The following is a 15,716-nucleotide window of genomic DNA, read 5'->3' on the forward strand; positions in this document are numbered from 1 at the left end:
GCTTGCAACGATTATTCCCTTTGCACATCATCGAACTGAAACCGGTTTCTGTAATTGTTTTTGCAGAAAATAACGCAGAATGAGGGAAAGCGAATGTCGGGATTTAAAGCAGATTTTCTGTGGGGCGGGGCCGTTGCGGCGCACCAGCTGGAAGGCGGCTGGAAAGAGGGCGGCAAGGGCGTGAGCGTCGCCGATGTGATGACCGCGGGGGCGCACGGCGTGCCGCGTGAAATCACCAACGGCGTGCTGGAGGGGAAAAATTATCCTAACCATGAAGCCATCGATTTCTACCACCGCTATAAAGAAGACATCAGACTCTTTGCCGGGATGGGGTTCAAATGCTTCCGCACCTCTATTGCCTGGACGCGGATCTTCCCGAAAGGTGACGAGCTTGAGCCTAACGAGGCTGGCCTGAAATTCTATGACGATCTGTTCGACGAATGCCTGAAGTACGGCATCGAACCGGTTATCACCCTGTCTCACTTCGAGATGCCTTTCCATCTGGTTACGGAATACGGCGGCTGGCGCAACCGTAAGCTGATCGACTTCTTCGTTCGTTTTGCAAAAGCGGTGTTCCAGCGCTACCAGCATAAGGTGAAGTACTGGATGACCTTCAACGAGATCAACAACCAGGCTAACTTCCACGAAGACTTTGCGCCGTTCACGAACTCCGGGCTGAAGTACGCGCCGGGTGAAGACCGTGAGCCGGTGATGTTCCAGGCGGCGCACTACGAGCTCGTGGCCAGCGCCCTGGCGGTGAAGGCGGGGCGCGAGATTAACCCGTCGCTGCAGATTGGCTGCATGATTGCCATGTGTCCTATCTACCCGCTGACCTGCGCGCCGGACGATATGATGATGGCGATGAACGCCATGCACCGCCGCTACTGGTTCACCGACGTACACGTGCGCGGCAGGTACCCGCAGCACCTGCTCAACTACTTCGAACGTCGCGGCTTCGCGCTGGATATCACCGAAGAAGATAAAGCCGCGCTGAAGCAGGGCTGCGTGGACTATATCGGGTTCAGCTACTATATGTCCTTTGCCACCAAAGCGACGGCGGACAACCCGCAGCTGGATTACGACGAAAGCAAGAGCCTGGTCTCTAACCCGTACGTGCAGAAATCCGACTGGGGCTGGCAGATTGACCCGGTCGGGCTGCGCTACTCCCTGAACTGGTTCTGGGATCACTACCAGCTGCCGCTGTTTATCGTTGAGAACGGCTTTGGCGCGATCGACGTGCAGGAGAGCGACGGCACGGTGAACGACCAGTACCGTATTGATTATCTGGCCGCCCATATCCGCGAGATGAAAAAAGCGGTGGTGGAAGATGGCGTGGATCTGATGGGCTACACCCCGTGGGGCTGCATCGACCTGGTGTCTGCCGGCACGGGCGAAATGAAAAAACGCTACGGCTTTATCTTTGTGGATAAAGACAATGATGGAAACGGCACGCTGAACCGCAGTAAGAAAAAATCGTTCGACTGGTATAAGCAGGTGATTGCGAGCAACGGCGAGAACCTGTAATTGTCGGGTGGCGCTAACGCTTACCCGACCTACACTACACGTAGGCCGCGTAAGCGCAGTGCCACCGGGCAGAACCCCGCACCCAAGCCGGAGTCTCGCCTCCGGTTTTTTTGTCTCTAAATCACTTTGCTTGATATACGTCAAGCAACATGGGTATGGCCTAATCCGAAAAAAGCGGTATAATCCCGCGATTTTTTTGCGGACGCCACCTCAGAGGAGAAAGAGAATGAAGATTGTGGAAGTGAAACACCCACTCGTTAAACACAAGTTGGGCCTGATGCGTGAGCATGACATCAGCACGAAGCGTTTTCGCGAACTGGCATCTGAAGTCGGCAGCCTGCTGACCTACGAAGCGACCTCTGATCTGGAAACAGAAAAAGTCACCATCGAAGGCTGGAACGGCCCGGTGCAGGTTGAGCAGATCAAAGGTAAGAAAATTACCGTGGTGCCAATTCTGCGTGCCGGTCTCGGCATGATGGAAGGCGTGCTGGAGCACGTGCCAAGCGCGCGTATCAGCGTGGTCGGGATCTACCGTAACGAAGAAACCCTTGAGCCGGTTCCTTACTTCCAGAAGCTGGTCTCTAACATCGACGAGCGCATGGCGCTGGTGGTTGACCCAATGCTCGCGACCGGTGGCTCTATGATCGCCACCATCGACCTGCTGAAAAACGCGGGCTGTAACAGCATTAAGGTGCTGGTACTGGTTGCCGCTCCGGAAGGGATCGCGGCGCTGGAAAAAGCGCACCCGGACGTTGAGCTGTATACCGCCTCTATCGACCAGGGCCTGAACGAGCACGGGTACATCATCCCGGGGCTCGGCGATGCCGGCGATAAGATCTTTGGTACGAAATAATCGAATAACGATAAATAAGCCGACTTTGATAGTCGGCTTTTTTTTGAATAAAACACCAACAATACTACACAGAGGAAAACACTATGACGCGCCGTGCTATCGGGGTGAGTGAAAGACCGCCGCTTTTACAGACTATCCCGCTTAGTTTGCAGCACCTGTTCGCCATGTTTGGCGCAACCGTGCTGGTGCCAATCCTGTTCCACATTAACCCGGCCACCGTGCTGCTGTTCAACGGCATCGGTACGCTGCTGTACCTCTTTATCTGTAAAGGCAAAATCCCGGCGTATCTCGGGTCGAGCTTCGCCTTTATCTCGCCGGTGTTGCTGCTGCTGCCGCTGGGTTATGAAGTCGCGCTGGGCGGCTTTATCATGTGTGGCGTCCTGTTCTGCGTGGTGTCCTTCATTGTGAAGAAAGCCGGTACCGGCTGGCTGGACGTGATGTTCCCCCCTGCGGCGATGGGCGCCATCGTTGCCGTCATCGGTCTTGAGCTGGCGGGCGTCGCGGCGAATATGGCCGGTCTGCTGCCTGCTGACGGCCAGTCACCGGATTCCAAAACCATTATCATCTCGCTGGTAACCCTGGGCGTGACGGTGTTTGGCTCCGTGCTGTTCCGCGGCTTCATGGCGATTATCCCGATCCTGATCGGCGTGCTGGCGGGCTATGCGCTCTCCTTCGCGATGGGCGTGGTGGACACCACCCCGATCGCACAGGCCCACTGGTTCGCCCTGCCAACCTTCTATACGCCACGCTTCGAATGGTTTGCTATTTTCACCATTCTGCCTGCGGCGCTGGTGGTGATTGCAGAGCACGTCGGCCACCTGGTGGTGACAGCGAACATCGTTAAGCGCGATTTAATCCGCGACCCGGGTCTGCACCGTTCCATGTTTGCGAACGGTTTCTCCACCATCATCTCCGGTTTCTTCGGTTCGACGCCAAACACCACCTACGGTGAGAACATCGGCGTGATGGCGATTACCCGCGTCTACAGTACCTGGGTTATCGGCGGCGCGGCGATTATCGCCATTCTGCTCTCCTGCGTCGGTAAACTTGCGGCAGCGATTCAGATCATTCCGGTGCCGGTAATGGGCGGCGTTTCTCTGCTGCTGTACGGCGTGATCGGCGCCTCCGGTATTCGCGTGCTGATTGAATCCAAAGTGGATTACAGCAAGGCGCAAAACCTGATCCTGACCTCCGTTATCCTGATCATCGGCGTGAGCGGCGCGAAGGTGCACATCGGTGCGGCCGAGCTGAAGGGCATGGCGCTGGCGACCATCGTCGGCGTGGGCCTGAGCCTGATCTTCAAGCTGATCTCGGTCATCCGCCCGGAAGAAGAAATTCTGGACGCGGACGACAGCGAAAAAGCGTCACATTGATCGTATTACCGGGCGAGGGATCGCCCGGTTCTCTCCTTGCAGGTTCCGTGTTAAACTCCATTCCGATTTTACGTAGGATCTCTGGTTGAGGTATTTCTGAACGGACCGGCACAGCTCTCTCTGCCACTCTATCTCCCTGACGACGAAACTTTCGCGAGTTTCTGGCCGGGTGATAACCCCTCTTTACTGGCTGCACTGCAAAACGTGCTGCGCCAGGATCACAGCGGATACATCTATATCTGGTCACGCGAAGGCGCGGGGCGCAGCCATCTGCTGCATGCCGCCTGCGCGGAGCTTTCGGCGCGCGGTGATGCGGTAGGCTACGTGCCGCTGGATAAACGCACCTGGTTCGTGCCTGAGGTGCTGGAGGGAATGGAACATCTCTCGCTGGTCTGCATCGATAATATCGAATGCGTGGCGGGGGACGAGCCGTGGGAAATGGCGATCTTTAACCTCTACAACCGCATTCTGGAATCGGGTAAAACCCGGCTGCTGATCACCGGCGATCGTCCGCCGAGACAGCTCAATCTGGGGCTGCCGGATCTGGCATCTCGTCTGGACTGGGGGCAAATCTACAAGCTCCAGCCGCTGTCGGATGAAGATAAGCTTCAGGCCTTACAGCTGCGCGCAAAGCAGCGCGGGTTTGAGCTGCCGGAGGACGTGGGGCGCTTCCTGCTTAAACGACTGGATCGCGAAATGCGCACGCTGTTTGACACGCTCGATCAGCTCGATCGCGCCTCTATTACCGCCCAGCGCAAGCTGACCATTCCGTTTGTGAAAGATATTCTCAAGCTTTGAGCTTTTTGCCCGGTGGCGGCTGCGCCTTACCAGGCCTACGAAAACCTGCCGCCCTTTGTAGGCCGGGTAAGGCGTAGCCGCCACCCGGCTAAAGATCTCCCATCAGGTGTTCCACCAGCATCGGGATCGGTCTTCCCGATGCCACGCTCTTTCCGCTCTCTCGCCACAGCGCCGTACCGCTAATATCCAGATGCGCCCACGGAATGGTCGGCGGGCAAAAGTGGTGCAGCAGCCACGCCGCCGACGCACTGATTGCCGCATTGTTGGTCGGCGTGTTGCACAGATCGGCAATGGCGCTGTCGGTCTGTTTTTTCAGCCGCGCATCCAGCGGCAGGGACCACACTTCATCGCCACTCTGCTTACCTGCCAGCGTCAGCGCCGCGCGCAGCGGTTCATCCTGCGTCATCAGCCCGCTCAGCTCATACCCCAGCGCTTTGACGACTGCACCGGTTAAGGTCGCCATATCAATAATATAGCGCGCCTGCGGATGGCGCTGGCTGGCCCAGGCGATGGCGTCCGCCAGCACCAGCCGGCCTTCGGCATCGGTGTTGTTGATTTCAACCGTGGTGCCGTTGCAGGCCGTCGCCACCGTCCCGGGCTGCATGGCGTCCGGGCCAATGGCGTTTTCCGCCAGCGCCAGCACGCCCATGATGCGTACGGGCAGCGCCAGCTCTGCGACGGTCAGCATCAGGCCCAGCACGTTAGCCGCACCGCACATGTCGTATTTCATGGTGTACATGCCCGCGCCTTCCTTCAGCCACAGGCCGCCGGTATCGAAGGTTATGCCTTTTCCCACATAGCAGCGCACCGGGCCGTCGTTGACGCCGTTATAATGGATCGCCAGCAGGCGCGGCGGACAGGTCGCCCCTTTGCCAACGGCGTGCAGCAGCCCCAGACCCTGCTCAGCAATAGCCTTTTCGTTCAGCACTTCGCAGCGCAGAGCGGGGAAGGCGGCACAGAGCCTTTGCGCCTCTTCCACTACAAACTGCGGCGTGCAGCGGTCGGACGGCATATCCGCCAGACGTCGCGCCGCGACCATGCCGCGGGCGATGGCCTGCTGCTGGCGGAAGACACCCTCCAGTTTTGCCTGCTGTTCCGGCAGGCAGAGGGCGGTGATGTGCGTAAGGCGCACCGCCGATTCATCCGTTTTCTTCAGCTTCAGGTCGCTCAGCCTGTGCGCCTGATTAAAGAGAAAACGCAGCACCTGCGCCTGCACCACATCGTTGATATCGGTAACGTCCAGTATCAGCTCGGGGCTGACGGGCGAGGCCAGCAGCGGGCGCAGCGCCGTCAGCAATCCTTCGGTCAGGCTATCCTGCCAGAGGGCATCCGGCAGCAGAGTGATCCGGGCAAACGGGGCGCAGCCAAAGCGGGTGTCAGCGATGCTGGCAGACTCGCGCATTTCCGCGACAAGCGCCGTTTCGGGCAAATGCGTACAGGAGGCGGACGCAATCAAATGGCTTTGCGGAGCCGCGTCAGAAAGCGCGGTGATAAACTGATACGTAATCATCATGACTCCTCAATCGGCGCGCGGATCCGCGCGGCGTAGGCCTGCATCCATTCATCGTCTACGGCGTAATAATGCGTTTTCTCCCGCAGGCGTTCGGTACGAAAAACGGTGAGGGGCTGGCGAGCCGTCGCCACCACAAACGAGAAGGTTTTGATGTTGGTGGCGGCCCCGAATTCGCCCCTGTTGTTCATGCACACCACGGAAAGATCGCCCGCGCGGCCAAAGCGCGACATCAGCTTATCTTCCAGCTCGAACACCACCGAATCCGCCGCCTGCTGGGGCGTCATACCCTGCGCCATGCGGCGGACAATTTCGTAGCTGGTGCAGCCTTTCATCAGATCTTCACCGACGCCCGTTGCGGTGGCCGCGCCGGTTTCACTGTCGCAGTAAAAGCCGGAACCAATAATGGGTGAATCCCCGAGTCGACCGCGTTTTTTCATGAACAGGCCGCTGGTGGAGGTGGCGACGCTCATTGACCCTTGTTTATCAAGGCCGATAATGCCGACGGTGTCATGCCCGTCGTAAGGGCTTAAGCCCTTATCCAGCGTTTCGCGGCAGCGTTTGCGGTAGTGCTGCATGGCGCGGTCAGTGAGCATAGTTTTGTCGGCAAAGCCCTGGCTCAGCGCCCATTCCCGCGCGCCCTGGCCGACCAGCAGGCTGTTGTAGCGCTGGCGGCTTAACGCATGCGCCACGCGCACCGGGTTGGCGATATCCACCAGGTTGCCCACGGCACCAAACGCCAGCGTATCGCCGTCCATGTAGGCGGCGTCCAGCTCCACTTCGCCATTTTCGGTGGGCAGCCCGCCGTAGCCGACGGATTTATAAAACGGAAAGTCTTCGACGGCGGCGACGGCATCCACAACCGCTGCAAAGACCGGTTTACCCGCAGCCAGCGCAGACGCAGACTCCGTAACGCCTTCAAGCGCCATTCTCCAGGTCGCGATAATTCCCCACATGCTTTACTCCTGTTTTGCAAGGGTAGTGTCGGTTTGCGTAACGGTGGACATTTCCGCCGCGCGGTACTGTTTGTCCACGATACGCATAAAAGGCAGGTACAGCATGGCGCCAATCAGCAGGTTGATAAGCTGCATCACGCTGCCGCTCAGGTGTCCGGTAACGATAAAGCCACTGATAACGGGCGGCAGCGTCCAGGGAATAAACACCCCGGTGGTGACGGCAACCGCGCCAATCTTCATCGCTACATACTGCACGGTGACCAGCACCAGCGGCACCAGGTTGAACGGGATAAGCATGATCGGGTTCATGATCACCGGCAGGCCAAACAGGATCGGTTCGTTGATGTTAAACACCGATGCCCCGGCGCCGAGGCGCGCCACTTCACGCATGTTTTTGCTGCGGGCGAAAATCAGCATCGCAATCACCAGCGACAGCGTGGCCCCCGCGCCGCCCATCCAGATCATGTCAAAAAACTGTTCGGTGATAATGTGCGGCGGCGTCGTGCCTGCCTGAATCGCGGCGATGTTGTCGGTCTGGTTCTCCATCCACAGCGGGCGAATGATGCCGTTGATCATCGAGCCGGAGTTAATGCCCACTGACCACAGAATGGTGATGCTGAACACCGTCATCAGCGCGCCAAAGTAAGAGGTGCCGTAGTGGCGCACCGGCGTGGCAACCACTTCGTAAATAAACTGGTGGATGGTGTTGTAGTGGGTGTTTTCAAACACGATGCGGATACCCAGCACCAGAATCATCACCAGCAGGGCCGGGATCAGCGCGGCGAACGACTCCTGCACCGCCGGAGGCACGCCGTCCGGCATTTTGATCACCAGTTTTTTGCGCTTGAGCCAGCAGAACAGTTCCGTCCACAGCAGGGAACCGATCATCGCCACGAACAGCCCTTTGCTGCCAATCCACTCCACCGGAATGACGGTAATACCGCCGTTTTCCGCCACTTTGATAAAGGGCGTCAGGATGAGAAAGGCGACCAGCGCCAGGATACCGCAGGAGATGCGGTCTTCACCGTAGTGTTCCGCCAGGCGGAAGGCGACCAGGAAGCTGATGAACAGCGACATGGTGGAGAACACCGCGTTGAACGGGATTTCGATAATGGCGCTCCAGCTCTCACCAAAGGCCTGAGACATAAACTGCTGATAGGCTTGATTCGGGAACGACGAGATCACCAGCAGAATAGAGCCGACGATGATAAACGGCATGAAGGAGACGTAGGCGCCGCGAATGGCCCCGAGATGACGCTGCTGGGCCGTTTTGGCCGCCAGCGGCATCAGTTTTGCTTCGAGAAATCCCAGAACATTGTTCATTGTGAACTCCGTACAAGATTGAGGGGTGTTGTTTGTGTTATGTCTGGGGATTATCAGTGAAGCGCGGCGAGCGAAAGGTGAAATCGGTCACAAAGCAATCGCTGGTGTAATATAAATCTCATAAGATTAGTTCCGAGGATTCTGCGATGGAAATTAAACTGCATGCTAATGCCACCACGACGCCGCGCATCCGTCGCTATCTACAGCAGTCAGATAAAAGCGACAGGGAGCTGGCTACCGAGCTGGGTATTTCGGTCACTACCGTCAGGCGCTGGCGCAACCGCGAGCAGGTTTCGGATAATCACACGACGCCAAAAGTGATACACAAAGCATTGAGACAGGAGCAGGTTGCGCTGGTCAATGCCCTGCGGGATATCACTGGCGCCCCGCTGGACGAACTGCTGCAGATGGTCAATAGCGAACTCGGGATCGCCGTGTCCCGCGCGACCCTGAACCGCTACCTCAAACCGGCTTCGATAAAGCAGAAGGGCGCGACGTTGCAGGGAAAAAAGGCGCTGAAGGCTGGTATCGTGCCGCAAAAACTCCTGTTACATCATCAGCCTCTGTCGCTGCATATGGACGATGGCGGGGAACAGCATCTGCTGTGGGCGCGTGAACCCGTGAGCGGCTGGTGCTACGCCCGGCTGTACGCGGGCATTTCTCCGCAGCTGCTGGCCCACTGGACGAATGACGCTCTGGAAGCCTGTCCGGCTGATATTCAATCTGTTGAGACTTTTGGTTTCGAGGTGAAGCTTGAGGAGCGTAATATCACCGTGACAGCGCATCCACAGCAATACCGCGCCGTTCAGGTTGATCTACCGCTATGTGAAATCATCCCACGTCTGAACAGTGAACCGGCAGGCGAGCTGTTGATCCAGCTGTGCGAATTTTACAACCGGGGAAAAGCGCAGAAAAAGCTGGGAGAGAGTACGCCGCAGGCCTTTCTGGAAGCGCTGCGGCATAAGGACTAGAGGATCTCGAGCACGTCTTCCGGCGGGCGTCCAATGCGCGCCTGGCCGTTCGCCACCACTATCGGGCGCTCAATCAGCTTTGGATTTTCAACCATCGCCTGGATCAGCTCAGCCTCGGTGAGACGGCTGTCATCCAGGTTAAGCGACTTATACAGATCTTCTTTCTGACGCATCAGCTCTCTTGCACTGCCCATTCCCAGCATGTGCAGCAGCTGGCGGAGGGTTTGCGCGTCAGGTGGGGTGTCGAGGTACAGCACGACTTCCGGCTCAACGCCGTTAGACTTCAGCAGGCTCAGGGTATCGCGGCTCTTGGAGCAGCGAGGGTTGTGATAAATTTTTACGGCGTCTGTCATGACGTGAATTCTCCTTTATTACATCTTCTCGTACGGCTTAAAGCGCTGCTGCAGGCCGCGCAGCTGATCGATACGCGCGTCGTAACGGGCCTGCTGGAGGCTGCCGAGTTTGACCTGCGCGCTGGCGCTGCTGAGCGTGGAAATCGCCTGATCGAGGCGGCCCACCAGGGCAAAACCTTCGGCACGCGCCGCCAGCTCCTGATCGCGGTTGCCGAGCTGGGCTTCCGCCTGAGCGAGCAGATCCCAGCCGTTTTGATCGTCTTTATTGTTAAAGGTATAGCGGTTCAGAATGGTCGCCGCTTCGCCAGGCTGACCGCCCTGTAAGTAAGCGTTCGCCAGGTTAAGCTGCAGCACCGGGTTGGTACGGACGTCTTTCGCCCCCTTCAGACGGTTGATCGCATCGGCCGTTTTCTTCTGGCCCAGATCGATATCCGTCGACAGATCGAGGTACCACGGGTTGTTCGGGTCTGCAGCCAGAAGCGGTTGCAGCGCTTTGCGCGCCTCGTCGTATTTGCTGGCTTCCATCGCCTGGAGCGCCTGACCATAGTGCGCGGCGTTTTTCTCACGCACGTTGCCTTTCGCCAGGGTATCCAGCAGATCGCTGGTGAGCTGGTTACGCCCGGAGTTGTACATCCCAAGCGTTCTCACCTTCGCCATGTAGAAATCCTGCGAAGACTGGACCACCACCGGACGCATCTGGTTGGCACGGTTACGCGCGTCCGACAGGCGACTTTCCGGCAGCGGGTGGGTCAGCAGAATTTCCGGCGGACGGGAAGAGTAACGCGCCTGATCGAGCAGTTTTTCGAGGAAGCTCGGCATGGCCTGCGGGTCAAAGCCCGAACGCTGCAGCACCTGAATCCCGATGCGGTCCGCTTCCTGTTCGTTTTGCTGGGTAAAGCTGATCATCCCCTGGCGCGTTCCCGCCAGCGTACCGGTCAGGGCCGCCATCCCGGCCTGCGGGCTGGCCATCGCCAGCAGAATGGAGCCCAGCGCGCCCACCCAGGTGAGGGGGGCGTTACGTTTCTGGTCTTCCATGGCGCGCGCCAGGTGACGCTGGGTGACGTGCGAAATTTCGTGCGCCATTACCGAGGCCAGCTGGCTTTCGTTGTCGGAATAACGGAATAACGCCGAATGCAGCACCACGTTTCCGCCAAAGAAGGCGAAGGCGTTGATTTCGTCATTATTGATTAAATAGAAATGGAAGGGCGTTTTTACCGAGTCGGCGTGCGAAACCAGACGCATCCCCAGCCCGTTAATGTACTGTACCAGCAAAGGATCGTTGATCAGCGGGGCGCTACCGCGCAGCTGGCGAACATAGTAATCCCCCATTTGCATCTCTTGCCCAATAGAGAGCGTGCTTCCTGCTGTGGTGCCCATGTCCGGCAATGAATCGGACGAGTCAGCAAAAGCGGGCAACACCTGACCGACCGTCACCGCGGCAATCAGTGTTGCAACCAGTGTTTTTCTCAACTGCCTGAACATAACCACTTTCCTGTATGTTGGATGTGCTAATTTGACCGATGAACCGGCATAACGTTCATCTCTGCTGCTCTGCGAGTGTAGCCGTGTTACAGCATGAAGAAAATCCCATTCATCAGGCTTTTGCGGATTGCGATCGGGATACAAAAAGCGAAAGTCTTTTTTGTGACAGTTAGATACAATTCACCGTCTCACTCCCGCCATTCGATTCAGGGAAGGGTTGTATGCTCGAAATGTTAATGCAGTGGTACCGGCGTCGGTTCAGCGACCCGGAAGCCATTGCTTTGTTGGTTATTCTGGTTGCCGGGTTCGGTATTCTGTTCTTCTTCAGCGGCCTGCTCGCGCCACTGCTGGTTGCGATTGTGCTGGCATACCTGCTGGAGTGGCCGACGGCGCGCCTGGAACACATCGGCTGTTCCCGCCGCTGGGCGACCAGCATCGTGCTGGTGCTGTTTGTCGGCATCCTGCTGCTAATGGCCTTTGTGGTGATGCCGGTCGCCTGGCAGCAGGGAATTAACCTGATCCGCGACATGCCCGGCATGTTGAACAAGCTGTCTGATTTTGCCGCCACGCTGCCGCGCCGTTACCCGGCCCTGATGGATGCCGGGATTATTGACGCGATGGCCGAAAATATGCGCGCACGCATCATGACGATGGGCGATTCGGTGGTGAAGTACTCTCTGGCCTCGCTGGTTGGACTGCTGACGCTGGCGGTTTACCTTGTGCTCGTGCCGCTGATGGTTTTCTTCCTGGTGAAAGATAAAGACCAGATGCTCAACGCCGTGCGCCGTATTCTGCCGCGCAACCGCGGGCTGGCAGGGCAGGTCTGGGAAGAGATGAACCAGCAGATCACAAACTACATTCGCGGCAAGGTGCTGGAGATGATTGTCGTGGGGGTAGCCACCTGGATTGGCTTTCTGATTTTCGGCCTGAACTACTCGCTGCTGCTGGCGGTGCTGGTGGGGCTGTCGGTCCTGATTCCGTATATCGGCGCGTTTGTGGTGACCATTCCGGTTGTTGGGGTCGCGCTGTTCCAGTTTGGGCTGGGGACAGAGTTCTGGAGCTGCTTTGCGGTGTACCTGATTATTCAGGGCCTGGACGGTAACCTGCTGGTACCGGTGCTGTTCTCCGAAGCGGTGAACCTGCATCCGCTGGTGATTATCTTGTCCGTGGTGATTTTCGGCGGGCTGTGGGGATTCTGGGGCGTGTTCTTTGCGATTCCGCTGGCGACGCTGATTAAGGCCGTGGTCCACGCGTGGCCGGATGTGCCGGCGGTGGAAGAGAAGTAGTTTTTGTGCGGCCTGATGCCCTCACTCCGCTCCTCTCCCACGGGGAGAAGGGGAAAACACTAAAAACGGCAACCTGGGTTGCCGTTTTGCTGTTTATCAGGCGCTTGCTTTCAGCCAGTTCAACACCACGTCGTGGTGGTTGCTGGTTTTAAAGTCGTCAAACACATGTTCAACTTTACCGTCAGCGTCAATCAGGAAGCTGATGCGGTGAATGCCGTCGTAAGTTTTACCCATAAACGTCTTCTCGCCCCAGACGCCGAACTGCTCGCACACCTGATGATCTTCATCAGAAAGCAGCGTGAAGTTCAGCAGCTCTTTTTCAGCAAATCGTGACAGCTTTTCTGGTTTATCCGTGCTGATACCCAGCACTTCCACACCGACTTTTTTCAACTCGTCCATGTTGTCGCGTAAGCCGCAGGCCTGTACGGTGCAGCCGGGGGTCATGGCTTTCGGGTAGAAATAGACCAGAACACGCTGTCCCTGGAAGTCGGTCAAATTTACTTGCTCGCCGTCTTGATCCGGTAAGCTAAATTTCGGTGCGATGTCACCGGCTTTCAGTGGGTTCATTACTCAACTCCATCCTGTTCGTGCTGCGAATAATTGACGACGCTTATACTGCCCTGCGCGTTTAATTCTGTACAGAGGGCTTTGAACGCTTGCTCGATATTTGACGCATCCTGTGAGGCAGGGCTGTGCGCGGTAATTTGAATAAACAGCACCGGAAGACCCTGGTCATCGCTTGTCTGCGTACGGGAAACCAGTTCGGCAATATTCATCTGATGATTGTCAAAAAGCGCGGTGAAACGCTCAATCAGATGGGGTGAATCAGGCACTTCAACCTGTACCCAGACGGTAGAAGGCAGTGCCGGACGCGGACGTGCAGTGGTGCGCTTCATGACAATCAGCAAATCCAGTTCGGCCCCCTTCAGCGGCAGGGTCGATTCAATCAACGTAATGGCGTTCCATGTCCCGGAAAGCAACATAATAAATGTGAACTCTTCGCCAAGCATCGCCAGACGGCTGTCTTCGATATTACAGCCGCAGCTGCTTACGTGACGGGTGATGGTGTTCACGATACCCGGCCTGTCGGCACCCAGCGCAGTGATAACCAGGTAATGTTGTGATGAGGTTGTCAAACCTGTTCTTCCTTTGCATGGTTAAGTCTTCCTAAGGAAAGCATAAAAAAAACATGCATACAACCGCCTGCGAGCCTCAGGTCGCTTGCTTTTATTACAGTTCCAAACGTAACATTGAGGCTCTTGTTCGCACAGAGGATGGCTCATGTTCACGGGAAGTATTGTCGCGCTTGTTACACCGATGGATGAAAAAGGTAATGTCTGCCGGTCAAGCATGAAGAAGCTCATTGATTACCATGTCGCCAACGGAACCTCGGCGATCGTTTCGGTAGGGACTACCGGTGAATCCGCAACGCTGAGCCACGACGAGCACGGCGATGTGGTGATGCTGACCCTGGAACTGGCGGACGGACGTATTCCGGTCATCGCGGGGACAGGGGCTAATGCAACCGCAGAAGCTATCAGCCTGACCAAACGTTTTAACGACAGCGGCATCGTGGGCTGTCTGACGGTGACCCCTTATTACAACCGTCCTACTCAGGAAGGTTTGTTCCAGCACTTCAAAGCCATCGCTGAACATACTGACTTGCCACAAATTCTGTATAATGTGCCGTCCCGTACCGGTTGCGATATGCTGCCGGAAACCGTTGGTCGTCTCTCGGAAGTAAAAAATATTATCGGTATTAAAGAGGCGACAGGGAACTTAAGCCGCGTTCATCAGATCAAAGAGCTGGTTTCAGACGACTTTATCCTGTTGAGTGGTGATGATGCGACCGCGCTGGACTTTATGCAGCTCGGTGGTCATGGCGTGATCTCCGTAACGTCAAACGTTGCGGCGCGCGATATGGCTGAAATGTGCAAACTGGCCGCAGCCGGTCACTTTGATGAAGCGCGCGTCATTAATCAGCGTCTGATGCCGCTGCACAATAAATTATTTGTCGAACCCAATCCGATCCCAGTGAAATGGGCATGTAAGGAGTTGGGGCTTGTAGCAACCGATACGCTGCGTCTGCCAATGACACCGATTACCGACCACGGTCGTGACATCGTCAGGGCGGCGCTGAAGCATGCCGGTTTGCTGTAGAGTTTAGGGAGATTTGATGGCTTATTCAGTACAGAAGTCGCGCCTGGCGAAGGTTGCGAGTGTTTCGCTTGTTATGCTGCTCGCTGCCTGTAGTTCAGATTCGCGCTACAAGCGCCAGGTGAGCGGTGATGAATCCTATCTGGATGCGACCCCGCTTGCTGAACTTCACGCACCGGCTGGTATGATCCTGCCGATTCAGAACGGCGATTATAATATTCCCGTGACCAACGGCAGCGGCCTGGTCGGTAAAGCGCTTGATATTCGTCCGCCAGCACAGCCTCTGGCGCTGGTCAGCGGGGCGCGTACCCAGTTCACCGGTGATACGGCGTCTCTGATGGTTGAGAGCGCGCGCGGTAGCACGCTGTGGCCGCAGGTTGTCAGCGTCATTCAGTCGAAGAACTACACCATCGATAAACGCGATGACGCCAGCCAGACGTTAACCACCGACTGGATCGAATGGAACCGCCTGGATGAAGACCAGCAGTACCGCGGTCGTTATCAAGTCTCCGTTAAACCACAGGGTTACCAGCAGGCGGTTAACGTTAAGTTGTTGAACCTGGAGCAGGCGGGTAAACCGGTTGCGGATGCCGCGTCCCTGCAGCGTTACAGCACCGAAATGCTGAACGTGATTGCCGCGGGTCTGGATAAGACCGCTACCGATGCCGCCAACGCCGCGCAGAGCCGCAACGGCGCGACCTTCGATGTGCAAAGCGGTGCGGATGATACCGGCCTGCCAATGCTGGTGGTGCGTGCACCGTTTAACCAGACCTGGCAGCGTCTGCCAGCGACGCTGGAAAAAGTGGGCATGAAAGTGACCGACAGCACGCGTTCAACCGGCAGCATGACGGCAACGTATAAGCCGCTCTCCGACAGCGCATGGCAGGAACTGGGCGCGAAAGATCCTCAGCTTGCCTCCGGTGACTACAAGATTCAGGTAGGCGACCTTGATAACCGCAGCAGTCTGCAGTTTATCGATCCAAAAGGTCATACGCTGACCCAGTCGCAGAACGATGCGCTGGTCGCTGTCTTCCAGGCAGCATTCAGCAAATAAATACGAGGGCTGGTGAATCCAGCCCTTTTTATTTTAGTGCTACGCAAACGTGTGCGTGGCATAATATCCCAGTTTT

General features: G+C 56.9%; 15 protein-coding genes. 8 read left to right on the forward strand and 7 right to left on the reverse strand.

The features are described from left to right. Window positions 1–93: 93 nt before the first annotated feature. The 4 genes from UR289_RS10385 to UR289_RS10400 all read left to right on the forward strand — a co-directional run bounded on the left by UR289_RS10385 (window position 94) and on the right by UR289_RS10400 (window position 4,548). Complete coding sequence (locus UR289_RS10385; RefSeq protein WP_320710005.1) at window positions 94–1,524, forward strand: 6-phospho-beta-glucosidase; 1,431 nt, start codon at window positions 94–96, stop codon at window positions 1,522–1,524. 226 nt (window positions 1,525–1,750) lie between these two features. Beyond that, a complete protein-coding gene (gene upp, locus UR289_RS10390; RefSeq protein WP_023308769.1) occupies window positions 1,751–2,377 on the forward strand; it encodes a uracil phosphoribosyltransferase in 627 nt (208 codons plus the stop codon). Between the two features lie 83 nt (window positions 2,378–2,460). Further along, window positions 2,461–3,750: a uracil permease gene (gene uraA / locus UR289_RS10395; protein WP_023308768.1), complete on the forward strand. Its 1,290-nt coding sequence runs from the start codon at window positions 2,461–2,463 to the stop codon at window positions 3,748–3,750. 96 nt (window positions 3,751–3,846) lie between these two features. Further along, complete coding sequence (locus tag UR289_RS10400; protein WP_211438414.1) at window positions 3,847–4,548, forward strand: DnaA inactivator Hda; 702 nt, start codon at window positions 3,847–3,849, stop codon at window positions 4,546–4,548. Between the two features lie 88 nt (window positions 4,549–4,636). Here the strand turns inward: UR289_RS10400 and UR289_RS10405 are convergent, their stop codons facing one another. The 3 genes from UR289_RS10405 to celB are packed head-to-tail and all read right to left on the reverse strand — an operon-like array spanning window position 4,637 to window position 8,337. Further along, a complete protein-coding gene (locus tag UR289_RS10405) occupies window positions 4,637–6,058 on the reverse strand; it encodes a leucyl aminopeptidase family protein (protein WP_320710147.1) in 1,422 nt (473 codons plus the stop codon). Continuing rightward, entirely contained in the window at window positions 6,058–7,014 is a 957-nt protein-coding gene (locus tag UR289_RS10410; RefSeq protein ID WP_064673738.1) for a N(4)-(beta-N-acetylglucosaminyl)-L-asparaginase, read from the reverse strand. Before UR289_RS10410 ends, UR289_RS10405 begins: the two co-directional genes overlap by 1 nt. A 3-nt stretch (window positions 7,015–7,017) precedes the next feature. After that, complete coding sequence (celB, locus tag UR289_RS10415; RefSeq protein WP_320710009.1) at window positions 7,018–8,337, reverse strand: PTS cellobiose transporter subunit IIC; 1,320 nt, start codon at window positions 8,335–8,337, stop codon at window positions 7,018–7,020. A 146-nt stretch (window positions 8,338–8,483) separates the two neighbouring features. On the opposite strand from celB, the gene UR289_RS10420 reads away from it, so the two are divergent. Further along, the gene (locus UR289_RS10420) at window positions 8,484–9,308 is read left to right on the forward strand and encodes a helix-turn-helix domain-containing protein (protein ID WP_087823086.1); all 825 of its coding nucleotides are present in this window, start codon (window positions 8,484–8,486) and stop codon (window positions 9,306–9,308) included. Here UR289_RS10420 and arsC read toward each other — a convergent pair. After that, window positions 9,305–9,661 carry an arsenate reductase (glutaredoxin) gene (gene arsC / locus UR289_RS10425; protein WP_023308762.1) on the reverse strand — a complete coding sequence of 119 codons (357 nt, stop codon included), beginning with the start codon at window positions 9,659–9,661 and terminating at the stop codon, window positions 9,305–9,307. The two genes, UR289_RS10420 and arsC, sit on opposite strands and share 4 nt — an antisense overlap. A gap of 18 nt (window positions 9,662–9,679) precedes the next feature. Next, window positions 9,680–11,143 carry a beta-barrel assembly-enhancing protease gene (gene bepA, locus UR289_RS10430; protein WP_320710011.1) on the reverse strand — a complete coding sequence of 488 codons (1,464 nt, stop codon included), beginning with the start codon at window positions 11,141–11,143 and terminating at the stop codon, window positions 9,680–9,682. 221 nt (window positions 11,144–11,364) lie between these two features. Here bepA and UR289_RS10435 point away from each other — a divergent pair, with 221 nt between their 5' ends. Continuing rightward, window positions 11,365–12,429: an AI-2E family transporter gene (locus UR289_RS10435; protein ID WP_033146172.1), complete on the forward strand. Its 1,065-nt coding sequence runs from the start codon at window positions 11,365–11,367 to the stop codon at window positions 12,427–12,429. Window positions 12,430–12,525: 96 nt separating this feature from the next. Here UR289_RS10435 and bcp read toward each other — a convergent pair whose 3' ends face one another. Together bcp and UR289_RS10445 are read right to left on the reverse strand one after the other, a co-directional pair. Further along, window positions 12,526–12,996 (reverse strand): thioredoxin-dependent thiol peroxidase, encoded by a 471-nt coding sequence (bcp, locus tag UR289_RS10440; RefSeq protein WP_032659360.1) that lies wholly within the window; start codon window positions 12,994–12,996, stop codon window positions 12,526–12,528. Next, the gene (locus tag UR289_RS10445; protein WP_045888584.1) at window positions 12,996–13,565 is read right to left on the reverse strand and encodes a glycine cleavage system transcriptional repressor; all 570 of its coding nucleotides are present in this window, start codon (window positions 13,563–13,565) and stop codon (window positions 12,996–12,998) included. The genes bcp and UR289_RS10445 overlap by 1 nt, the downstream gene beginning before the upstream one ends. Window positions 13,566–13,710: 145 nt before the next feature. Here UR289_RS10445 and dapA point away from each other — a divergent pair, with 145 nt between their 5' ends. Both dapA and bamC read left to right on the forward strand, forming a co-directional pair. Beyond that, complete coding sequence (gene dapA, locus UR289_RS10450) at window positions 13,711–14,589, forward strand: 4-hydroxy-tetrahydrodipicolinate synthase (protein ID WP_033146170.1); 879 nt, start codon at window positions 13,711–13,713, stop codon at window positions 14,587–14,589. Window positions 14,590–14,605: 16 nt separating this feature from the next. After that, entirely contained in the window at window positions 14,606–15,640 is a 1,035-nt protein-coding gene (gene bamC / locus UR289_RS10455) for an outer membrane protein assembly factor BamC (protein WP_033146169.1), read from the forward strand. The last annotated feature ends 76 nt before the right edge of the window (window positions 15,641–15,716 follow it).

The sequence above is a fragment of the Enterobacter sp. 302C9 genome, from assembly GCF_034106085.1.
Taxonomy (GTDB): domain Bacteria; phylum Pseudomonadota; class Gammaproteobacteria; order Enterobacterales; family Enterobacteriaceae; genus Enterobacter; species Enterobacter asburiae_B.